Annotated in this window: 25 protein-coding genes; 16 read left to right on the top strand and 9 right to left on the bottom strand. The window is 64.7% G+C overall.

From position 1 onward, the window contains the following. Together BDW41_RS13880 and BDW41_RS13875 are read left to right on the top strand one after the other, a co-directional pair. Window positions 1-366, top strand: a 366-nt coding sequence (locus tag BDW41_RS13880) for a HigA family addiction module antitoxin (RefSeq protein ID WP_146217354.1), incomplete at its 5' end; no start/stop codon positions are given. A gap of 116 nt (window positions 367-482) precedes the next feature. Beyond that, window positions 483-857: a hypothetical protein gene (locus BDW41_RS13875; protein WP_074548935.1), complete on the top strand. Its 375-nt coding sequence runs from the start codon at window positions 483-485 to the stop codon at window positions 855-857. A gap of 43 nt (window positions 858-900) precedes the next feature. Here the strand turns inward: BDW41_RS13875 and BDW41_RS13870 are convergent, their stop codons facing one another. Further along, a complete protein-coding gene (locus BDW41_RS13870) occupies window positions 901-1,323 on the bottom strand; it encodes a hypothetical protein (protein ID WP_146217353.1) in 423 nt (140 codons plus the stop codon). Between the two features lie 146 nt (window positions 1,324-1,469). Continuing rightward, window positions 1,470-2,417: a hypothetical protein gene (locus BDW41_RS23040; RefSeq protein WP_146217352.1), complete on the bottom strand. Its 948-nt coding sequence runs from the start codon at window positions 2,415-2,417 to the stop codon at window positions 1,470-1,472. Window positions 2,418-2,968: 551 nt separating this feature from the next. On the opposite strand from BDW41_RS23040, the gene BDW41_RS13860 reads away from it, so the two are divergent. Further along, window positions 2,969-3,967, top strand: coding sequence for a hypothetical protein (locus tag BDW41_RS13860; RefSeq protein WP_233496873.1), 999 nt, complete (start codon window positions 2,969-2,971; stop codon window positions 3,965-3,967). 68 nt (window positions 3,968-4,035) lie between these two features. On the opposite strand, the gene BDW41_RS13855 is transcribed toward BDW41_RS13860, so the two are convergent. Further along, window positions 4,036-4,692 carry a hypothetical protein gene (locus tag BDW41_RS13855; protein ID WP_074548927.1) on the bottom strand — a complete coding sequence of 219 codons (657 nt, stop codon included), beginning with the start codon at window positions 4,690-4,692 and terminating at the stop codon, window positions 4,036-4,038. 253 nt (window positions 4,693-4,945) lie between these two features. On the opposite strand from BDW41_RS13855, the gene BDW41_RS13850 reads away from it, so the two are divergent. Next, window positions 4,946-5,344, top strand: a complete 399-nt coding sequence (locus BDW41_RS13850; RefSeq protein WP_074548926.1) for a hypothetical protein — start codon at window positions 4,946-4,948, stop codon at window positions 5,342-5,344. A 109-nt stretch (window positions 5,345-5,453) separates the two neighbouring features. On the opposite strand, the gene BDW41_RS13845 is transcribed toward BDW41_RS13850, so the two are convergent. The 4 genes from BDW41_RS13845 to BDW41_RS13830 all read right to left on the bottom strand — a co-directional run bounded on the left by BDW41_RS13845 (window position 5,454) and on the right by BDW41_RS13830 (window position 8,402). Then, window positions 5,454-5,948 carry a tyrosine-protein phosphatase gene (locus tag BDW41_RS13845; protein WP_074548925.1) on the bottom strand — a complete coding sequence of 165 codons (495 nt, stop codon included), beginning with the start codon at window positions 5,946-5,948 and terminating at the stop codon, window positions 5,454-5,456. Window positions 5,949-6,023: 75 nt separating this feature from the next. Beyond that, on the bottom strand, window positions 6,024-6,518 hold the full coding sequence (locus tag BDW41_RS13840) for a hypothetical protein (RefSeq protein ID WP_074548924.1): 495 nt from the start codon (window positions 6,516-6,518) through the stop codon (window positions 6,024-6,026). Then, the gene (locus BDW41_RS13835) at window positions 6,515-7,645 is read right to left on the bottom strand and encodes a glycosyltransferase (protein ID WP_074548923.1); all 1,131 of its coding nucleotides are present in this window, start codon (window positions 7,643-7,645) and stop codon (window positions 6,515-6,517) included. Before BDW41_RS13835 ends, BDW41_RS13840 begins: the two co-directional genes overlap by 4 nt. A gap of 208 nt (window positions 7,646-7,853) precedes the next feature. Further along, a complete protein-coding gene (locus tag BDW41_RS13830; RefSeq protein WP_074548921.1) occupies window positions 7,854-8,402 on the bottom strand; it encodes a cytochrome b in 549 nt (182 codons plus the stop codon). Window positions 8,403-8,728: 326 nt separating this feature from the next. On the opposite strand from BDW41_RS13830, the gene BDW41_RS13825 reads away from it, so the two are divergent. The 8 genes from BDW41_RS13825 to rsgA all read left to right on the top strand — a co-directional run bounded on the left by BDW41_RS13825 (window position 8,729) and on the right by rsgA (window position 13,395). Next, window positions 8,729-8,980 carry a hypothetical protein gene (locus BDW41_RS13825; RefSeq protein ID WP_074548919.1) on the top strand — a complete coding sequence of 84 codons (252 nt, stop codon included), beginning with the start codon at window positions 8,729-8,731 and terminating at the stop codon, window positions 8,978-8,980. A gap of 2 nt (window positions 8,981-8,982) precedes the next feature. After that, complete coding sequence (locus BDW41_RS13820; RefSeq protein WP_074548917.1) at window positions 8,983-9,486, top strand: hypothetical protein; 504 nt, start codon at window positions 8,983-8,985, stop codon at window positions 9,484-9,486. A 115-nt stretch (window positions 9,487-9,601) separates the two neighbouring features. Continuing rightward, window positions 9,602-10,132 carry a hypothetical protein gene (locus tag BDW41_RS13815; protein WP_074548915.1) on the top strand — a complete coding sequence of 177 codons (531 nt, stop codon included), beginning with the start codon at window positions 9,602-9,604 and terminating at the stop codon, window positions 10,130-10,132. A gap of 74 nt (window positions 10,133-10,206) precedes the next feature. Further along, window positions 10,207-10,560: a hypothetical protein gene (locus BDW41_RS13810; protein ID WP_074548913.1), complete on the top strand. Its 354-nt coding sequence runs from the start codon at window positions 10,207-10,209 to the stop codon at window positions 10,558-10,560. A 188-nt stretch (window positions 10,561-10,748) separates the two neighbouring features. After that, entirely contained in the window at window positions 10,749-10,997 is a 249-nt protein-coding gene (locus BDW41_RS13805; protein ID WP_074548911.1) for a GlsB/YeaQ/YmgE family stress response membrane protein, read from the top strand. Window positions 10,998-11,011: 14 nt separating this feature from the next. After that, window positions 11,012-11,509 carry a hypothetical protein gene (locus BDW41_RS13800; protein WP_074548909.1) on the top strand — a complete coding sequence of 166 codons (498 nt, stop codon included), beginning with the start codon at window positions 11,012-11,014 and terminating at the stop codon, window positions 11,507-11,509. Window positions 11,510-11,569: 60 nt separating this feature from the next. Continuing rightward, the gene (locus BDW41_RS13795) at window positions 11,570-11,992 is read left to right on the top strand and encodes a DUF3597 domain-containing protein (protein ID WP_074548907.1); all 423 of its coding nucleotides are present in this window, start codon (window positions 11,570-11,572) and stop codon (window positions 11,990-11,992) included. A 344-nt stretch (window positions 11,993-12,336) separates the two neighbouring features. Continuing rightward, on the top strand, window positions 12,337-13,395 hold the full coding sequence (gene rsgA, locus BDW41_RS13790; RefSeq protein ID WP_074548905.1) for a ribosome small subunit-dependent GTPase A: 1,059 nt from the start codon (window positions 12,337-12,339) through the stop codon (window positions 13,393-13,395). A 60-nt stretch (window positions 13,396-13,455) separates the two neighbouring features. On the opposite strand, the gene BDW41_RS13785 is transcribed toward rsgA, so the two are convergent. Continuing rightward, window positions 13,456-14,292 (bottom strand): endonuclease/exonuclease/phosphatase family protein, encoded by an 837-nt coding sequence (locus BDW41_RS13785; protein ID WP_074548903.1) that lies wholly within the window; start codon window positions 14,290-14,292, stop codon window positions 13,456-13,458. A gap of 225 nt (window positions 14,293-14,517) precedes the next feature. Between BDW41_RS13785 and BDW41_RS13780 the strand changes: the two genes are divergently transcribed. The 4 genes from BDW41_RS13780 (at window position 14,518) to BDW41_RS13765 (ending at window position 17,900) form a co-directional block, all read left to right on the top strand. Further along, window positions 14,518-14,874, top strand: a complete 357-nt coding sequence (locus BDW41_RS13780) for a GFA family protein (protein WP_199535338.1) — start codon at window positions 14,518-14,520, stop codon at window positions 14,872-14,874. A 176-nt stretch (window positions 14,875-15,050) separates the two neighbouring features. Further along, on the top strand, window positions 15,051-16,727 hold the full coding sequence (locus BDW41_RS23385; protein ID WP_074548899.1) for a methyl-accepting chemotaxis protein: 1,677 nt from the start codon (window positions 15,051-15,053) through the stop codon (window positions 16,725-16,727). Between the two features lie 92 nt (window positions 16,728-16,819). Further along, complete coding sequence (locus tag BDW41_RS13770; RefSeq protein WP_233496872.1) at window positions 16,820-17,068, top strand: hypothetical protein; 249 nt, start codon at window positions 16,820-16,822, stop codon at window positions 17,066-17,068. A 250-nt stretch (window positions 17,069-17,318) separates the two neighbouring features. After that, a complete protein-coding gene (locus BDW41_RS13765) occupies window positions 17,319-17,900 on the top strand; it encodes an OmpA family protein (RefSeq protein ID WP_074548897.1) in 582 nt (193 codons plus the stop codon). 54 nt (window positions 17,901-17,954) lie between these two features. Here BDW41_RS13765 and BDW41_RS13760 read toward each other — a convergent pair whose 3' ends face one another. Continuing rightward, window positions 17,955-19,178, bottom strand: coding sequence for a CHASE2 domain-containing protein (locus BDW41_RS13760; RefSeq protein WP_233496871.1), 1,224 nt, complete (start codon window positions 19,176-19,178; stop codon window positions 17,955-17,957). Window positions 19,179-19,184 lie beyond the last annotated feature (6 nt).

Below are 19,184 nucleotides of genomic sequence, written 5' to 3'. Positions count from 1 at the left end.
CCGGTGCCCTTGCACCCGCAGATGCAACTGGACCCCACCGCGCCCGTGCGCGCCCCCGGCGCCGTGCTGCGCGAAGACTACCTGCGCCCCATGGCTTGGAAAACGCGCGGCCTGGCGCAACGCAGCGGCATCCCCGTATGGCATTTGCGCAGCATCATGCAGGGTGCCCCGCTCTATGCCGAGGAAGCCTTCCGCCTCGGCGCCGCCCTGGGCACCAGCCCGTTCTACTGGCTCGCGCTGCAAGCGCGCTACGACCTGCTGCGTATCGAATGCAGCCGCCGCCAGGACAGCTGGGCACGCACCCCGCGCGGCGACGCCGGCGAGTGCAACGGCGACGCAGCCCGAGAGGGTGAAGCGCTTTGCTAAAGTGCACCCGGTCGATCGCTGCCAGACAGGGTCGGGACGCTTCTCCCGCGTGGGAAGCCCACTCCGCTGCTACGTGCCGACGTCACCCCGCACAGGGGCCTCACGGGGAAGGGGATATGCGCCTACTGAAAGTCACCCGATGGCTCGCCGTTCTCTGCGCCATCGCGCTCGCCACCGCCTGCAACTTCAAGCAGGAGGCCGACGCCAAGTTCGGCGACCAGAACTTCAAGACCACCATCGCCCTGATCGAACTCTACAAACTCCGCCACGGCAGCTACCCCGAAACCCTCCACGACCTCACCTTCACCGGCGACTGGGACACCATCGCCCTCAACTCCGTCACCTACCGCCGCGTAGGCAACGGCTACCAACTCGACATCACCCGCGGCTGGGTCGGCCAGCCCACGCTGTCGTATCCACCGGAGTTCTGGAAGGGGCTGGGGCTGGTGGCGTCGAATGTGGGTGGGGCGCCTGGGGTGTCAAAGCCTTGAGTGGCGACTGACGAAGGGGCGGGGAACGGGACGCGGTGCGTCGCTATCCGCCCGGCTGTCCCACGGTCGCCGGATAACCCGGCGGCACGATGCCATCGGCTGCAGGCTTCCACCCAATGTACCGACCACACGGCGGATACGACCCGCTGCCATCTTCGTGTTGGACGTAGGCCAAATAGCGACGCGGGCCACCGGGCTGCTGCTCGATGCAGAAAACACCAAGATGCAAACCTTCGGCCCAATGGGCGAGGCTGTTGGTGCGGCGAATGGCAAAACCGTAGGTTTCCCCCACTTTAAGCGGCTTATCCGCGCCTTCCTGCTTGTAGCCGGGCAACGCCTGCCGATATGACACGCACTCTCCCGCTTTCAACACGATGGGCTTTGCGCCGTCTTGCAGCACCATGGCCCACTCGTCGGGCGGCCAGTCGCCATCCAGCGTTGCCACCGTAACGCCCAGCATTTCCAACGGAGGTTCCCCGGCAGGCAAGCACGCGGCTGGCTGGCCTCCTATGTCCTTAATGGCAAGGGTCGGCAGCCCTATCGGCGCATCCTGCCCATAAGCCACGCCTGCCGCGCACAACGCCACGATGAGTGACCACGAATCGCGGATTCTCATAGGTCTTTATTCGGCAAATGTTGAGGGTCTCGTGGATTCACGAATGGCAACATGACGTGGCGGAGCCACACCGGGTGCATGTGTGGGCTATAAGCGCCTTGCGGATGACCATAGATGCAGATCATGTAGTAATCCGACATCAAGTTGCCCTGTTGTTCCATGTTGAAATCGCTCAGGCGACTTGTGGGCGTCAGCGTGTACGCATATGCCGAATCGCCACGGCTGGTCACGGTCAAGCCTTTCGTCTTCACCGGATAGTTCATCTGGTTTTGCCATACATGCACCATTTCATGCATGAATAGCCGTCTATCGGCGTCATCCCCCAGCGAGTAGTCATCCCGGTAGATCGGGTGCGGCATATACATGCTTCCGTTCGGCGTGACAGCTGTATTTGGGTCCTGAAAGCCGAAGAACAAACGATAGCCGTGGTGATTTATGCGTATGCTTTTATAGTCCACGCCATCGCCAAACACGGTTCGTGCCATGGCTTCCTCGCCAGCCGTCAAACCGCGGTCGCCTCCTTTAGGCACTGCGATGGGCGTAATCGAAAGCGTCGTGGTGGTTCGCACTGTCGTGGCAAGGGGCATGCCCTCGCCAATATAGACACGGTCGCTATCCCCCGCCCCCACGGGAGCACTACAACATGCAGGAGGGTCTGCCCGCGGCGTCAAGGTAAGCCGGACAACAGCCTGCTGGCGTGTGGTGCAGAACAGTTCTGTCAGCCCATCCGCATCGGTCGTCCCGCATAGGCGCGAGCCATCATCCAGCAACGCTGCGTAGTTGACGTTTACTACCGCGCTTCCATCCGCCTCGCAAACAAGGCGAAGTCTTGCGTAATAGAGATTCGGATCGTACGGCGACGGCATCGGCTTGGGGCGCGCAGCTTCTTCCGCAAGCTCCTTCTTTCGACGGCATGGAATGCACTCAGGGTTGCCGCATGTCATTGCGCCGCGCTCCTTCCGAAAAGTCGACGATCACATCGACAAATGCGGGCGGGCAATAGGGTCAGTCCCAATCCTTTGTGCGTTTCCTGCGCTATCTGCGGATTCGCAGAGGCCTCAAGCTGCCCCTGGATCAAGGGTTCCAAGTGCCGTACTGAAAGTGCGCCTGATGGCGACCGGGGAGAGTGGGCAGTCAGCGCCCATGCCCTGTGACCGGGCCCCCAAAAAGGAAATGGGCGGCCCCTCGCGTGGCCGCCCATCTGTGTCCATCCAGCCATCGTGAGTAGGCTGGCGGTGCTCCGCCAGTAGGGCGGTCGCTGGCTCCAGGGAGTGCTGCTTATCTCTCGGGAGCAGAGCCAGATTAAGCGAGCACTTGTTGGTTTCCCATCAGAGGAATCTTTAGAAGTCGTAAAAAATTGCCGACGGCGCAAAAAAGGCAGAGCGGGGCCGGTTTCGTTTAGCGGGGAGATACACGCCGCCGCTTTTGAAACTCGGGCGTCAGCAAGCAAGGGTATGAGGGGCAGGGGAGTGCCCGCTTGGGCGCCCTGGCTTGAATGGCGGCCCCGCAATGGGAAGTCGCCGGGGGATGTACCACCGCACCATACAGGGGAAGTATGAAACGTCATTTCTTTGCATTGCTTATGCTGGCGTGCGCCGGCTGCACGCCAGCCGTGACCAAGCTCAACGTGGCCGACATTGCCAAGTCCGATGCGCTGCAGGTCACCGACAAGCGGCCGGCGTCCGAAAAGGAAAACAAGATCTTCAGCCTGCTGATCACTAGCAAGGAGTACGGCGTGATCCGCACGGGTGATGTCCACCTGTCGCCGCCGCCCGTCCGCCTGCTGCAACACGAGGCTTATCAGAAGTTCGCCGCGGACGGCAGCGCGCACACGGTGACGGTGTATCACTTCGTGATCTACCAGAACATGCGCACGCAGTTACGCGCCGGCGCCATCGGTGCGGGCCTGGGTGGCGCGCTGGGCGCGGTGGTCGGCAATTCCATCGCATCCCACGATGCCGCCTCGCAAACCCATCTCTACGATGAGATGAGCTTCAATTCCGTATCCGACGAATACCTGCGCGGGCAGTACAACGGCTGGGAAAACCCGGACAACGCCTCGGTGTATGTGATCTATATCGACACGGACATCGACGGCAAGAAAGTCTTTACCCGCACCGTAGCCTCCATGAAACCGCACGGCGACCAAAACCCGCTGGCGGACGGCGTGGAACTGGCTATCAAGAACCACCTCGCCCACTACGATGGCAACAGCACGGCGGCATCCCGTGCCACGCAGTCAAACGTGATAAGCGCCACCACCTCCGCCACTCTCGCCGCAGCCACAACTCCGGCTGCCACCGACGCACAGCCCGCGCCGGCCAATGCCGGTATGCTGACCGCTGCACAGGGTGTTGCAAACCAGCTGCACTGCAACGCGGTTCGCCCGAACGGCGACACCACGTTTACTGCGTCATGTGGCTCGTATGACGTGGTGATCGATTGCGATGGCGGGAAGTGCCATCCGATGCATACGGTGAATGCGCATCCATAAGCGTGAAACACGAAGGGCAGGGCCAGGCGAGGCTTCCATCTATCCCAAAGCGCGCCTGCCCTGCCCAGTTACGTCAATGTGCCAGGCGGCTCGATCGCCCGCTTCAATACAAGTTCGTAGAGTCGCGCCCGAAACTGCAGGCTCACGGTCAACAGGCAGGTCCAGTACATCCAGGCCAACACGAGGGCAAAGATAAGTTCCGGCCACGTGATCTGAAGTGGCCAACGGAGATTGCTGAACTGGAGAAACACGGCAACGACAATCGGTAGCGCGCCCAGCTTGTCGATGCTGCCGGTTAGCAGCGGCTGCTTCGTTTGGAGAAACTCACGTCGCTCGGCGACATAGCCCGCCATGAACTCCAGCTGTTCCTTCGGGAACGTCCGCAGCCATGCGAGAAGTTCTTCGTAGTGCAGCATGTCGTGGTCGAGCTGATCGGCATAAGCACTTCGCTCCGATAAAAAACCTGGAATCCGCCATGGCCGAGGCGGAATCATGGCGATAGCCAGGGCAATCAACTCCACGGCCAGTAGCGTTGCCGTAATGACTACGGTGGTCATGTTGCTGGGAAGCAACTTCCCAGCCGTAAATGCAAGAAACCCAGCGCCAAGTCCGATGAAGTAGCCTCTCAACTCGCGCTTGCTGGTTGTGAACTGAATGCTCGCATGCGCCGGCAGTTCGTCGATGCGCTTGTTCAGCGCCTTGAAGGTCAGTTTCGCTGCATCCATGGCTCCCCCCTTGATTCGCTCAGGATAAAGGCCGGCAGCGAGCTTCGATATACCGCGTACGGTCGAGCGGAAACCAAGTAGCCCGGATGGAGCGCAGCGTAATCCGGGGTGGCGTGGCGTTGGGGTTCCGGGGCGTTTGCGCGTGGCGGTGATCCCGGAATACGCCTTTGGCTTCATCCGGGCTCCGGGTTTACGGGGTGATCAATGTGTGGGTTGCGGGTAGCATGGTCCTGCTTTCATGCCCGGTTTTCCGATGAATACGACTGCGCCATTTCCGTACGCTGGTTTTCTCGATGCGCTGGAGCGATCCGGCGGTGCGACGCTGGTTGGCGCGAAGGCTTCGGCTTCGCTCGCTCCATTGCTGAAAGCCTATAAGGCGACGTTGCAGGCGGCGTTCGATACCACGCTGGCGGCGGATGAGCTTCGGCGTTATCAGAAGTACGCGAAGCCGGGGAAACCCTCGGCGCATATCGTGCAGTTGCGGCAGCGGCAGGCGGCGGCGCGGCAGGCGACGAGTATTGCGCGTCAGTCGCTCATCCAGGCAGCGACGGTTTTTGTGCGCGAGGCGGATATCGAGGTGCCGGCGCGGATGCCGCTGGACGCGTTCATCGTGGGATGGATCGAGGGCCATGTGCCCAGGGATGCGGCGTAGATCAGTAGCCCGGATGGAGCGCAGCGGAATCCGGGTTTCCCATACGTTGCCGCAAGGTTGTCCCGGATTTCGCTGCGCTGCATCCGGGCTACATGGTTAGGCTACGTGGCTATTTGAGTTGCGAGGCCAGCGCGGCGAGATCCACTTTGTGGATGTAGGTGGGGATGTTCTTCCAGATGGAGTGGAAGCCGTAGCCGCCGTGCAGCAGTTCGTCCAGCGCCTCTTCCTTGCTCCAGCCCTGGTGAATCATGCGGTAGGCCGCGGAAATCAGGCCGGTGCGGTCGGCGCCATGCAGGCAGTGGATGAGCACGGCGCCCGAGGCTTCGCCCTCGCGGATGCGTTGCAGGGCTTCGACCACGTCGCGGTCGCGGATGTGCCAGGTGTGCATCGGTATCCGGAAATAACCGATGTCGGCTTCGCGCAGCATGCGCCGGTCGGAGTGGAAGGCGCGGAAGCTGATGATGGTGCGGATGCCCAGCGATTTCAGCAGTTCGATATGGCCCTGGATGGGCTGCTCGCTGCGGTACAGCCGTTCGGTCATGCGGTGCAGATTTCCGCTTTGATCGACCACGGACGCCCAGCGGGGGTTGCGTTCGGTTGTCATGGATGTCTCGTCGGCAGGAACAGATCGCCGGAGTGGGGATGCTCGCGGCGATGTCGGTGCGGGCGCGCCGCGTGCTCAGAAATACGATGTTCGCTTGTGTCGGCAGGACAGCGCGAACATGACCACGGAAACGGCAAGGTACACCCAGTAATCCGTGGGCGCCGGACCCCACCAGTGCTTGTGCCAGGGCACCCATTGCGGTGCGAAGTGCGACAGGCCGAAGGCCGGGTTCAGCACGAACCAGAGGAAATCCTCGCTGACCCAGAACAGCATGATGCATCCGATGACGCGCGTCTCCGCGCGCCAGGACCACTGCCCGGCAAACAGGATCGGAAAGTGGAAGAACAGCGCCATGAACGGAAACACCCAGGCGTGGTAGCCCGTCATCGGGCGGCCGCCCCAGAACAGATCGAGCGCCCAGTGGTGTTCGATGCGCCACGTGGGCAGGTTGGCGGCCCAGCCGGCGGCGCCTTCGATCTGCACTTCCACCTTCGCGAAGAAACAGGCGAGCAGCAGCGTCCAGAGCACGGTGGGGACAAGCGCCCCTCGGGGTGGGAAGACCTTGATCATCGGGCGGCGAGGTCGGCCAGCACCACGTCCAGCACGGCCCTGGCGGCGTGCGGACGGCCCAGCGCCTTCGCTCGCCGCGCCATGGTGGCGAGCTGCTCCGGTTGCCGCACCAGGTGGCGAACGCGATACACCAGGCCGGTCTCGTCGATGGCTTTCAGGGCGGCGCCTTCTTCCAGCAGATAGTCGGCGTTGTGTTCTTCCTGGCCGGGGATGGGCGCGTTGACGATCATGGGCAGGCCCATGGCCAGGCATTCGGAGGTGGTGAGGCCGCCGGGTTTGGTGATCACCGCGTCCGCGCAGGCCATCAGGCGTTCCACTTCCTTGGTGAAGCCCTGCGGGAACAGGCGTGTCGGGTATTTTTCCGCCAGCGTCTTCAGCGTGGCGAGCGCCTTGGCGTTCTTGCCGGCCAGCACGATCAGCTGGAAATCATCGCCCGCCGCAAGCAGCGCCTCGGCCACGCTTTCCAGCCCGCCCACGCCGGCACCGCCGCCCATCAGCACAAAGGTCTGCCGCGACGGATCGAGCCCGAACTGCGCCGCGCAGGTTTCGCGCGACAAGGGCTGCGAGAACGCCGGCATGATCGGAATGCCGGTGACGTGAATCTGCTCGGCGGGCAGGCCATTGGCCCGCATGCGGTAGGCAATCTCGTCGTTGGCGGCGAAGTAGCCCGTCATCAACGGGATCACCCACATGCGATGCAGGTCGAAATCCGTCACCTGCACCCACACCGGCACATGCAGCCGCTGCCGGCGGATTTCATGCATCAGGATTTCGGCGGGAAGGAAATGCGTGCAGACGATGGCGTCGGGCTGGAATTCCTTGATGGCCTTGAGCAGGTCGCGCGTGCTGAGCCGCTCGGTGGTGCGGCGGATCTTCTGCACCAGCGCCGTCGGCTTGATGTTGGAGCTGCGCTTGTACAGCATGCCCCACAGCGCCGGATGCGCGTTGACCATCTTGATGTAGGAGTCGGCGTAGAGCTTGCGAAAGCTGTCCGGCACGAAATCCATCACGTCGAGATGCAGCGTCGACACGTCGGGGTAGTCTTCCGCGCTGGCACGCAAAGCCTCGGCCGCGCGCACGTGGCCGGCTCCCGCGGAAACGCTCAACAACAAGATTCGCTTGCTCACTCAGTATCCTTCCCGGTGCAATGACGACGCCGGCCCTGGTGAGTCTTCGACGTCCCGCCAGCGATCCTAACCGCTTGGGCGAGAGCCTTCCACGTAACGTAATCATGTAGCCCGGATGGAGCCATCGGCGGAATCCGGGTTCCGCGTGGTGCACGGGTATTCCCGGATTACGCCGTTGGCTTCATCCGGGCTACGGGGCTACGGTGTGTCAATCCGCGTGGGGGCGGCCGCCCTTGGTCATGCGCAACAAGGTGTCGTCGCGCTGCACCACGTGGTGATACAGCGCGGCAACGGCATGGGCCACCACCAGCCACAGCAGGACATTGCCGGCGGTTTCGTGGGCGCTTTCGATGGCGTGGGCGAGGGACGCATCCGGTGTGCCCGCCACGGGCAGCGACAGGCCGAGGAAGCCCCAGGGCTTGCCCGCGTAGAACATCATGAATGCGCCGAGCAGCGGCACCAGCAGGGTGAGCAGGTAAAGCGCGATGTGCATCAGGTGGGCCGCGAGCATCTGCCAGCGCGGAGGCGGCGGCGAGATCGGCGGCACGGTGCTACGCCAGCGCGCCGCCACGCGAACCAGGGAAAGCAGGAGCACGGCAAGGCCGAACTGCGCATGGGCCAGCTTGACCGCGGCTCGCTCGGGCGAGCCCTTGGGCAGCCATCCTTTGATCTCGATGAGCGCGAGCGCAAGGATCACCAGCGCGGCGATAAGCCAGTGGAGCAGGCGTTGGGGCGTGGCATAACGTGCTGGGGTCATGGCGGGCCTTCCATGTGAAAAGGGGCTGCGCCGGCCACGAGCATGCCGGCATCTCCACCATGCCTGCTGGCGTTGTGTTGGCGAGCCGCGAAGTGTCGCAGTTTCTTGCCCAAGGTCAGCTGCGGGCCTTGGAATGTTCCTTTCAGGCCACCGCCCCTCACGCGAATGTAGGAAAAGTCTGAAACGTTCGGCGGACTATGCCCCGATCTGCCCGATATGCCGGGTCAGGTGCATCCGATGGCAGGAAGGCCCGCCTAGAATGCACCGGCGGTGGAACATCCACCGTCATCGCGCGCCGCTGCAGGCTCAAGTGAGGACTTCGGACCATGGTTACCCAGAACATCGTGATGCTGCTGGTGGGCGTCGCCTTCTTTGTGCTCGGCTTCCTGCTGTCGACCCGGGAAAAGGTTGCCGAGTGGGGGCTCAGCCATGGGCGTGCGCGCATCTGGATCTCGCTGCTCGGCAAGGAGCGCGCGATGAAGCTGACTAAATATTTCTTCGGGCCCGTGTGCATGCTGCTCGGCGTCGTCTCGCTGTTGGCCACCCTGGCCGTCATCTTCGGCAAGGAGCCGGCTTGATCATGAAGAGTGTGCCGCCGCTCATCATGCTTTGTATGGGCGTGGCGTCCATCGCCGCCTGCGACGACCACAGGGCCGCGCAAGACGCGCGCCACGCGCCCGCGGCATCGGCCAACACCGCGCCGACGCACAGCTTCGTGGTGGGCACGCTTGCGGAGAACGATGGAGACAAGGAACTTCAAGGGTGCACGACCAGCCTCGTGGAAATCGGCGCTGGCGCATCGGCGGGCGACACGTTCCGCGAAAGCAGCTCCGCGACCGAAGGCGTGGGCTTTATCCGCGTCGACGGTGAGCTTATCCGCTTGACGCTGGTGCACGCCGAGAGCCAGGCCGATGGCGTCACCCTCGACTTCGAAGACGCCACGCATACGCTGCGCGTGGTCGAGGAGGTCAAGGCCGGCGAAACGAACGAGAACTCCGATAGCACCGCATTGAGCGGATCGCTGACCATCACCTATCGGGGTGTGGCCCGGACGCTGCGCGTGGAGGGCGGCACGGCCTGCTAGCGCGGCCGCAGCTTTACGGGCTATCCGTGTCGACTTGCATGCACCGATGGCCGCTCTTCCGCTCGTCGTCGCTGAGGCCGACAATGGGGCCTGTCCGTTCCCAGGTGCCGCAGCCATGAGCTATTCCAGCGACGATCACAGCCACGAGCACGCCTTCGACGGTGACGACGACTCGCTCGATGCGTATGTCTGGCAGTTGTTCCTGCTGATCAATCCTGGCGACGACGATGCCGCGTTCCAGCAGTTCGCCGCCTATCGCGAGGCGGTGGGCGACACGGCCGATGACGATATCGACGTGGCGCGCACGGTGGGCGAGGTGGCCGATTGGCGTTCGGCCTTCCATGTCGATGCCGAGGACACCCGCGCCCTGGTGCAGGCCATCGATGAGCTGGCCGCGCGCTGGAATCTTTCCATCGACTGGGACGGCGATGCGGACGACGATGAGTTTCATGCCGGCGTGGACGCCGACGACCTGCTCACCACGGCCTACGACAATCTCGCGCCGCACGGCTACACCTTGTGGGTGCTCGATACCGACGACGACAGCGTCGCGGGCTGGATGACCTTGTCGCGCGACGTGGAGCCGATGCGGGAGCTGGCGACCGAGCTGGGCATCCACCTGCATCGCGGAAACGAGCGGGGTTGAACCGCGCCGCGTGCACCGCGAGCTGACGCGCGCCGCGCTACCTTCCTGCCACTCAACCCAAGTCGGAGTGGATCATGAAGAACTTCCTGGCGGTATTCATCGGTAACGAGGCCAGTTATAAGGCGTCGGGCTGGGCTGCGCTGAACGAGGCGGAGCGCAAGGAGCGGGAGCGCGCCGGCATCGAGGCGTGGAACGCTTGGGTGAACGCTCACCGCGACGCCATCGTCGAGATGGGCACGCCCTTGGGCAAGACCTTGCGCGTGTCGTCGCGGGGCGTCGAGAACGCCAGGAACGAGCTCACCGCGTACACCGTGGTCAAGGCGGAATCGCATGAGGCCGCGGCCAGGTTGTTCGAAGGCCATCCGCACTTCAGCATCTTTCCGGGCGATTCCATCGAAGTCATGGAGTGCCTGGCCATTCCGCAATAGGGAGCGATGGCGTTTGCGCGCCATTCGGCGCGTGCGTGAACACGCGACGAGGCTGGATCACGCCACGGCGTCATCGTGTCCTTCGATGCCGGGGACGGCATTCGGTAGTTCAGAGCGATCCGATTTCGCGGCAGGACAGGCACTCGTAGTCTGCCGGCACTTTTTGTTGCCTTGGCAGGTTTTTACCCATGCATCTTGTCTGGACGATCTGTATCGGCTTTCTGGCTGGCGTCATCGCGCGCTGGATCTCGCCCGGACGCCATGCGTTCGGTTTCTTCCTGACGGCCGCGCTGGGCGTCGCGGGCGCGGTGCTGGCCACGTATGTTGGCCAGGCGCTGCACTGGTATTCGGCCGGGGAATCCACCGGTTTCGTCGGCGCGGTCTGCGGTGCGGTCGTGCTGCTCGCGCTGGGCCGCTTGCTCGCCGGCAAGCGCTGAAAAGAGCGCGTAGCATGAACATGATGGATACCTTGTTAAAGCAGGCCGCCTCCATGCTCGGCCCCGAAGTGGGCAACCACTTCGACGCGGCGGTGCAGTCCACGTCCAGCGAGGCGCTGGGGCAAAGCCTGGCCTCCATGTTTCGGTCGACCGAGACGGCGCCCTTCGCCAGCCAGGTCAGCCAGCTGTTTGCACAGTCCAACGCCGACCAGCGCGCGGGGCTGTTGAACCAGTTGCTGGCCTCCGCCGGCCCGGCGCTGCTGTCGTCGTCGGCAGGCGGCGTGCTCGGTAGCCTGATGTCGCCGGGCGCCAGCCAGCTCACCGCGGAGCAGGCCGGTCATCTCAGCGTCACGCAGGTAGAGCAGATTGCGGGTCAGGCCGAGCGCGCCAATCCGGGCGTTGTGGACAAGGTCGGCCACTTCTATGCCCAACACGCGACGCTCATCAAGACACTGGGTGGCGCGGCATTGACCGTTGCGCTGGCCCAGTTGCGCGAATATCAGCAAGCTTAGGCCGGTCGAACATCCGGCCGCGTCCGCAAGCGTGTCACCTCACTACGGAGAGCGATAGCCATGAGCATTTTTGGAACCATCATCAACAAGCTGTTCGGCAAGGCCAACGCCACGGCGAACACGGACACGGGCGCCGCCGCGCCGGCGGCGGCACAACCCGATGCGGCCGCGAGCCAGCCTGCCGCCGCGGCACCGGCAGCGCCGCCGGCCGTGGCGCCGCTGTCGGGCGTGGACGTGGCGGCCGTGATGGATCGCTTCGTCAGCGAAAGCGGCCAGAAGCTGGACTGGCGCGTGTCCATCGTCGACATGATGAAGGCGCTGGGCTTGGACAGCAGCCTGGATCACCGCAAGCAACTCGCTGGCGAACTGGGCTATACAGGCGACACCAACGATTCGGCCACCATGAACATCTGGCTGCACAAGGAAGTGCTGAAGGCGCTCGCGGCGAATGGCGGAACCCTGCCGCCGAATCTCGCGGGCTGACGTTCCGGATTCACTGCATGCGAAAGGCCGGCGATATCGCCGGCCTTTTTCGTTGCGCGGTAGCGTGCACGCTCGCCCATGCGCAGCGCTCATGCGTTACCACTGACGAAAATCAGCACTTGCAAGCAATGCGATGCGTGGCTACTCTGCGCGTCCCGTCAACCCAGCCAAGAGGAGGAATAGAACCATGATTGTTGTCGTAGCAGCCTCCGCCGGGTCGTCGCGCTTCTGATTGTCCTGCCAGCCTCCCGCTGGCGCGCTTCACATCCCCCGCTTCGCACCCCGGCGATTCGCTCGGCCCCGTTTCGTGTGGCCGTCGCTTTCCTTGTTTCCAGGGTGCTTCCATGCCTTTTCAGACGTTTTCGCTGCACCAGCTCGGCTGGCAGCCGGAGTACGCACGACAGTTGGCGCTGGCCGATTTCGAGGCGGGTTATCCCGCGCGTGTCATGGCCGCGCATCGCAGCGGATTGATGGTGATGTCATCGCGCGGACACGATGCCGTGGTGTTGCCGCACCACCTGGCCGACGCCGGCGATGGCGTGGCGGTGGGCGATTGGGTGCTGGTCGAGCATGAGGCCGGGCGCGTGCTGCGCCTGCTCGAGCGGCGATCGGCCCTCGTGCGCATCGCGGCCGGCGGCGACCACCGCCGGCAATCCATCGCCGCCAATCTCGACGTGTTGTTCGTGGTGTCCTCGTGCAACGAGGATTTCAATCCTTCCCGTCTGGAGCGCTATCTCGCGCTGGCGGCCGATGCCGGCGTCGCTCCCGTCATCGTGCTCACCAAGGCGGACGTGGGCGGAGACGTGGCAGCCTGCGTCGCCGCGGCGGAACAGCTGATGCCTGGCGTTCCCGTGATCGCCGTGAATGCACTGGACGAGGCATCGGTGTCGCAACTGCAGCCCTGGCTGGCGCCGGGCATGACGGTGGCGTTCGTGGGCTCCTCCGGCGTGGGCAAGTCCACGCTGACCAACCGCCTGGTGGACAGTGCATCGCAGCGCGCCTCCGGCATCCGCGAGGACGATGCGCGAGGACGCCACACCACCACGGCGCGCGAGATGTTCCCCACGCCATCGGGTGCCTGGGTGATCGACACGCCGGGCATGCGCGAGCTGCGCCTGGCTTCCACGTCGCTGGAACTGGGCTCGGTATTCGACGACATCGACACACTGGCGGCACGCTGCCGCTTCCGCGATTGCCAGCACGACGGCGACGCGGGCTGTGCGGTGGAGGCGGCGGTGGCGGACGGCACGTTGGATGCGCGGCGCCTGTCGAACTACCGCAAGCTGCAACGCGAGGCATCGCATGCGCAGCAGACGCAACGCGAGCAGCGTGAGCGCAGTCGGCAGTTCGGCGCCCTCACCAAGGAAGCGATGCGCGCCAAGCGCGAGAGGCTGGGGCGGTGAGCGGCCGCCCCGCGTGTGTCCATCGACGTCCGTCGCCTCAACGGCGCGGACGTCGAGCCCTTATTTCCATTCCAGATCGGTGACCACCGGAAAGTGATCGGACGGATAGCGTCCATCCTGCTGCGTGGTCACCGTGGCGAAGTAGGTCGGTGAAAAACCACGCTCGAAGATGAAGTCGATGTGATCCGTCGGCTGGCCGGTGAAGTTGTGAAAGGTCTTCTCCGGGCCTTCCACCTTCGGCGCGACCGTGCGCGTATCGGTCAGCGCCTTCGCCAGTACGGCATAGGTCGGGCTGGTCGGCTCGGTGTTGAGATCGCCGGTGAGGATAAAGGGTGCATTGGCGGGCAGCTTTGCGAGCTTGCCGACGATCTCCTGCGCGCCCTTGGTGCGTGCGGGTTCGTCCTGTTCGCGATAAGGCAGGTGCGTGTTGTAGTAGTAGAACGTGCGATGCGTGGCTTTGTCTTCGAACAGCGCCCACGTCACCATGCGCGGCAGCGGGTGGCCCCAGCTGATGCTGCCCGGCACATCGGGCGTGTCCGACAGCCAGAAGTTGCCCGAATCCTTGAGAGTCAGCCGGTCCTTGCGATAGAACACGCCCATGTGTTCGTCGCTGTGGCCGCCGCGCCGGTCGATGCCGAACCAGGTATACGCGGGCAGCTTGCCCACGATGTAGTCGCCCTGTTCCTGATGCAGCTCCTGCGTGCCGAGCAGATCGGGATGCTGTTCGCGGATGGTGCGTACCATGATGTCGCGCCGCGCTTCCCAGCGGTTGGGGCCGTCGGATTCCACGGGAACGCGTACGTTGAAGCTCATCACGCGCAGTGTCTGCGCGGCAAGCGGCAGGCTGGCAAAGGCCAGTGCCAGGGACAGCAGGGCGGTGCGCCAGGGACGAGACACGGTGGGGGCTCCTTGATGTCGGTACGCCGACCGTAACACGCGAGCGCCTCCGATGTTTTGGCAAACGCCGCGTTGCGATGGAGCAAGGCGCGTATAGTGCGCGCCTCCTGCTTCTGGAAGCGCGCATGCCCTCGCGTGCGGCCTTCTTGATCGCGCCTCACGTCACTCACGCCGATATCGCCACTCATGCCTCAACGCGTCGCCACCTGCAGTTGCCGCCAACTCATGCTTCGCACCACCGAGGAGCCGTTGCGCGTGTCGATCTGTCATTGCCATGCCTGCCAGCGCCGTACCGGCAGCGTGTTCGGTGTGCAGGCGCGATTCCGTGAGCAGGCGGTGGTGATTCGCGGGCAGTCCACCGCGTTCGTGCGCAAGGGCGATACCGGCCGGTCCGCGACGTTCCACTTCTGCCCTGTGTGCGGCGCTACCGTGTACTACCGGCTGGATTCGGTGGAAGGGCTCATCGGCGTGCCGGTGGGCGCGTTTTCGCGCACGGATTTTCCCGCGCCCAGCATTTCCGTGTTCGAGGAATGCATGCATCCCTGGGTCGTGTTGCCGGACGGTATCGAACACACCGAATGACCGCGCGCGGCGCAACATGACGCCAGGCTGACGTCTCATTTCGAATGGGACGTCGCCGTGGATGGATTGCCAAACGCGTCACGCCGAACGCAAGAATTTGCCTGTCAAGGAAGCCTTTCCTGCGCCGATACCTCCCACACGGGGAGCAGCCGCTCCTTTGCCGGGAAAACAGCATCATGCGCTTCACCATTCGTTTGAAGATCGTCGCGACCATGGGCCTTGCCCTGCTGCTCGCCGCGATCATTGGCCTGGTCGGTCTGTATGGCGTGCGCAGCACGTATGCCTTGGTCGACGACATGTATCGGAACAACGTGCAGGCGATGGCTTCGGTCAGCGCGGCGCGCGCAGCCATCATCGAGGATCGCCTCGCGCTCAATCGCTCCATCATCGATCCGTCGCGGCGCGACGCGGTGAAGCGCATCAACGCGGGCCACGAGAGCCTGATGTCGGCGTGGAACCGCTATTACCCCGGCATGGTGTCGGCCGATGACGAGCGCGCGGTCGCCAAGCAGTTCGACGATCTCATCAAGGCATCCGGATCGGACGTAAGCCACGAAGCCGAACTGCTCGACGCGGGCAAGACGGATGAAGCGCGGCAGCTGCACATCAGCAAGGTGGCCGATGCGATGGGCAAGGCCACGGACGCGATCGACCAGTTGATGGTGCTCAACGAGAAGCAGGCGGCGCAGTCCGCGCAGCACGCCGAGGCCAGCTTTCATCGCACCTGGCAGGTGGCGCTGGGCGTGCTGGTGATCGCCATCGCGATCCTCGTCGGCGTGGCCGTGGCGCTGATCCGCGCGGTGACGCGTCCGCTCGAACAGGCGCGTGCGCTGGCGGGCGCCATCCAGCAGGGCCGGCTCAACAACGCCACGGTGGTCACCGGCAACGACGAGCTGAGCGACACCCTGCGCTCGCTCGACGAGATGGACAAGCAGCTGGCCGGTATCGTCACCCAGGTACGCGACGTGGCCGAGCAGGTGACGTCGGCGGCGCGCGACCTGTCGCAAGGCAATGACGACCTTTCGCAGCGCACGCAGGAACAGGCCAGTTCGCTGGAGGAAACCGCCGCCTCCATGGAGGAGCTGTCGGCCACGGTCAAGCAGAACGCCGAGGGTGCCGTGCAGGCGCGCGAGATGGCGCTGCGCATGCGCAAGCGCGCCGAGGAAGGGCGTGACGTCGCCGGCTCCGCGGTGGGCGCGATGCAGGCCATCACGCAGGCCAGCAAGGAGGTGGGCGAGATCGTGGTGATGATCGATGAGATCGCCTTCCAGACCAACCTGCTGGCGCTCAACGCCGCCGTGGAAGCGGCGCGCGCGGGCGAACAGGGCCGCGGTTTCGCGGTGGTGGCGACCGAGGTGCGCAACCTGGCCCAGCGCAGCGGCGCGGCGGCGAAGAACATCAAGACCCTGATCCAGGACACCACCGACAAGGTGGCCGAGGGTGCGGAGCTGGTGCAGCGCACAGGCACGGCCTTGAACGACATCGCGGGCGACGTGCGCGAGGTCAGCACCATCATCGAGGTGATCGCGGCGGCTTCGGAGGAACAATCCGCGGGCATCGGGCAGGTGAACAACGCGGTGGTCACGCTGGACGAAGTGACCCAGCAGAACGCCGCGCTGGTGGAAGAGGCGAGCGCCGCCAGCCGCAACACGCTGGACCTGTCGCAGGTGCTGATGAACGAGGTCGCCTACTTCACCCTGCAGGGCGAGGCGGCCCGGGAGCCGGCGGTGGCTCGGTCCGCGCCGCCCGCCGTGGCCGTTCCGCCCCGTGCGGCGGCTCCGGCGCGGCCGCCGGCTAGCCAGCGCCCGGCGCCGGCCCTGGCCACGGCCGAGGAAATGTGGACGGAGTTCTGATTTCCGACATCTTGCGGCCGGCGTATCAACGCATGGAGCGCTCGCGCGTTCCATGCGTGTTCCATCCAGGGAAAGAGGCCGCCGAGGGGCGCATGCAAAGCCAGGAATTCGACCGTTGGGCCAAGGTCCGTGAGCAGGGGATGCTCAGGTATGTGCTGTTTCGCGGGCTGCTGTGCTACGGCCTGCCCATGTTCGTCCTGATGACGTTTGTCCTTCCGCATCCGCGCCTGAGCGCCGTGCAGTCGGTTTTCCTGTGGTGGGTGCTGGCCGGCGCGGGCTACGGCATCGGCATGTGGATGGTGCAGGAGCGCCGATTCCGCAAGGTGGCCGCGCGATCCTGAGTTTTTCCCGTGCAGCGCTGGCGTCCATGTTCATGCGTTGTTTTGGCTTTTGGGCGCATGGTGCAAGAGGTCGCGGCGCGTCATGAACGGGCTGCGGGTTTGCTGCGTCCGCATTTGGCGTATGGACGTCCAAATGCAGGCTTGAACGCACCGGCGCCGGTCCGGCGCCTGCCGTGCATACTCCTTGGGCGAATTCGCGGGCCGCTGGCGCGGCCAGCGTCTGCGCGCCGCCAACGAGAGGAGAAACCACATGGCCAGTACCAGCTCTCGCATCGGTCGTGGCGTCGTCGGGTTGTTCGTGGTCGCGCTTTGCGGCTGCACCGGCTACGTCAAGAAGGGCGATTTCGATGCAGCCATCGCGGAACTGCGTAGCAACGATCAGAAGCAGCAGCAGGAGATCGACGCGATCACGCAGGAGATGCACCAGAAGTTCGCGCAGTACGACACGCAGATCACGGCCATGCAGGGCCGCATCAGCGTCGACACCATCGCGCACTTCGACACCAACCAGAGCACGTTGCGCGACGAGGACAGGCAGCGGCTGGACGACTTCGCGAAAGTGATGCGCGATCACCACGCCACGGCCGTGATCACCGCGGAAGGCTTTGCCGATCCCGCGGGTTCCGCGGCCTACAACCAGCAGCTGGCGCTCAAGCGCGCGCAGGCGGTGCGCGACTACCTGGTGCAGAACGGCGGCCTCAACGCGGACCAGGTGCGTGCGGTGGGCTATGGCAAGGCCAGGAACCGCCAGGTGGTGAAGGGCGCCACCGGCGACCAGGGCATGCCCAACCGCCGCGTGTCGCTGGTGACGGATTTCGCCGGCAATTCCTGATTGCGCCCGATGGGTGCGCGATACCACGAAGGCCGCCCCTGGGCGGCCTTCGTTTCATGTGGCGCGTGGAGTCGCCGCGTCGTGGGGGGCGGGTTGCCACCAGCCGCTATCCGCGAGTGGCGCAAGGCGGCGTTCGTGTCGCGCTTCCAGGCGTTGCATCAGCAGGTGCAGCGCAAGGCCGATCGCCACGATCGCCATCCATCCCGTCGGCGGCCACCACAGGTTGCCTGCGCGCAGCAACAGCAGGCTCATCAGCGGAATCACGCCCAGGCTCAGCACGGCCAGCACGCGCGTGCGGCGCAGGCCCGGCACGCCATGAAACGCCAGCGGCAGCGCGAGCACCAGCGAGCCGAACAGGAGTTGCGCGGGTAGATTGAGCGGCGTGATCAGGCGCCCGTCGCGCAGCGATTCGAGGATGTTGGCCTGATATTCCACGCCCGGCATCGGGCTGTTGGGACGCGACGCCGACGTTGCCAGCTGGTCGCCCAGCCCCGCCGCGGTCGCGCCGATCAGGACCCAGCGTCCGCGAAGCAGCGCATCGGGCACGCGGCCCTGCAGCACGTCGATGTACGACACCTGGTTGAATGCGCCGGCGCTGCTGGCGAAGCGGATCAGCACGTAGTCGTCGCGTATCCACTCGTAGGGCGATTTCGCCATGCCTTCGGGCTGGTGCAGGCCGGGCAGCGGATGCAGCGGCGAGGACTGGCCCAGCTCGTACAGCGCCAGCGCGAGGGCGGACCACTGCGGCTGCCCGAGGCCGGCCTTCAGATACACGCCGCGGGTGACGCCATCGGGATCCTTGGAGGCATCGACGTGGCCGAAGGCGGCGGCGTTGCGTGCGATGTCCGGCGTGGGCAGCACTTCTTCCAGCACGCCGCCGAGTTCGGGCGCCTCGGCGAATACCGGCATCACCACGTGGCCGTTGTCGTGGATGGCTTGTGCGTAGGCAAGATCGTTTTCGGGATGGCCGACGTCGGCCTCGGCCATGGTCACGTCCATGCCCACGCCGCGCACGCCGGCCGCGGTGAGCTTGCGGATGAGCTGCGCATGCACGGAGCGCGGCAGCGGCCAGTTGCCCAGGCCGGCAAGACTCTGCGGATCGATGGCGATGATCACCACCTGGTCGCTGGTGGCGTACGGCCAGTGCCGCATGTGCGCGTCGTACAGCGCGTTGTCCAGCGGCTGCATGACGCCGCTGGCGATCAGCAGCAACGCCGCGGCGAAGCCCGCCACCCAGGCGAGCGCACGCTTGAGCAGGGGCAACGCGGCGATGATCACGGGCGC

It is taken from the genome of Dyella sp. AtDHG13 (assembly GCF_003201105.1).
Lineage (GTDB): Bacteria > Pseudomonadota > Gammaproteobacteria > Xanthomonadales > Rhodanobacteraceae > Dyella > Dyella jiangningensis_B.
The sequence above is the reverse complement of the archived record's forward strand: the minus strand, read 5'-3'. Positions and strand labels throughout refer to the sequence as shown.

Excerpts from the sequence above, each read along its gene's own strand:
- BDW41_RS13820 (WP_074548917.1), top strand. The coding sequence starts at position 8,983 with ATGAAGAGTGTGCCGCCGCTCATCATGCTTTGTATGGGCGTGGCGTCC.
- BDW41_RS13800 (WP_074548909.1), top strand. The coding sequence starts at position 11,012 with ATGAACATGATGGATACCTTGTTAAAGCAGGCCGCCTCCATGCTCGGC.
- BDW41_RS13860 (WP_233496873.1), top strand. The coding sequence starts at position 2,969 with ATGGCGGCCCCGCAATGGGAAGTCGCCGGGGGATGTACCACCGCACCA.
- BDW41_RS13815 (WP_074548915.1), top strand. The coding sequence starts at position 9,602 with ATGAGCTATTCCAGCGACGATCACAGCCACGAGCACGCCTTCGACGGT.
- BDW41_RS13840 (WP_074548924.1), bottom strand. The coding sequence starts at position 6,518 with ATGATCAAGGTCTTCCCACCCCGAGGGGCGCTTGTCCCCACCGTGCTC.
- BDW41_RS13765 (WP_074548897.1), top strand. The coding sequence starts at position 17,319 with ATGGCCAGTACCAGCTCTCGCATCGGTCGTGGCGTCGTCGGGTTGTTC.
- BDW41_RS13825 (WP_074548919.1), top strand. The coding sequence starts at position 8,729 with ATGGTTACCCAGAACATCGTGATGCTGCTGGTGGGCGTCGCCTTCTTT.
- BDW41_RS13830 (WP_074548921.1), bottom strand. The coding sequence starts at position 8,402 with ATGACCCCAGCACGTTATGCCACGCCCCAACGCCTGCTCCACTGGCTT.
- BDW41_RS13805 (WP_074548911.1), top strand. The coding sequence starts at position 10,749 with ATGCATCTTGTCTGGACGATCTGTATCGGCTTTCTGGCTGGCGTCATC.
- rsgA (WP_074548905.1), top strand. The coding sequence starts at position 12,337 with ATGCCTTTTCAGACGTTTTCGCTGCACCAGCTCGGCTGGCAGCCGGAG.
- BDW41_RS23385 (WP_074548899.1), top strand. The coding sequence starts at position 15,051 with ATGCGCTTCACCATTCGTTTGAAGATCGTCGCGACCATGGGCCTTGCC.
- BDW41_RS13795 (WP_074548907.1), top strand. The coding sequence starts at position 11,570 with ATGAGCATTTTTGGAACCATCATCAACAAGCTGTTCGGCAAGGCCAAC.
- BDW41_RS13810 (WP_074548913.1), top strand. The coding sequence starts at position 10,207 with ATGAAGAACTTCCTGGCGGTATTCATCGGTAACGAGGCCAGTTATAAG.
- BDW41_RS13780 (WP_199535338.1), top strand. The coding sequence starts at position 14,518 with ATGCTTCGCACCACCGAGGAGCCGTTGCGCGTGTCGATCTGTCATTGC.
- BDW41_RS13855 (WP_074548927.1), bottom strand. The coding sequence starts at position 4,692 with ATGGATGCAGCGAAACTGACCTTCAAGGCGCTGAACAAGCGCATCGAC.
- BDW41_RS13845 (WP_074548925.1), bottom strand. The coding sequence starts at position 5,948 with ATGACAACCGAACGCAACCCCCGCTGGGCGTCCGTGGTCGATCAAAGC.
- BDW41_RS13770 (WP_233496872.1), top strand. The coding sequence starts at position 16,820 with ATGCAAAGCCAGGAATTCGACCGTTGGGCCAAGGTCCGTGAGCAGGGG.
- BDW41_RS23040 (WP_146217352.1), bottom strand. The coding sequence starts at position 2,417 with ATGACATGCGGCAACCCTGAGTGCATTCCATGCCGTCGAAAGAAGGAG.
- BDW41_RS13850 (WP_074548926.1), top strand. The coding sequence starts at position 4,946 with ATGAATACGACTGCGCCATTTCCGTACGCTGGTTTTCTCGATGCGCTG.
- BDW41_RS13875 (WP_074548935.1), top strand. The coding sequence starts at position 483 with ATGCGCCTACTGAAAGTCACCCGATGGCTCGCCGTTCTCTGCGCCATC.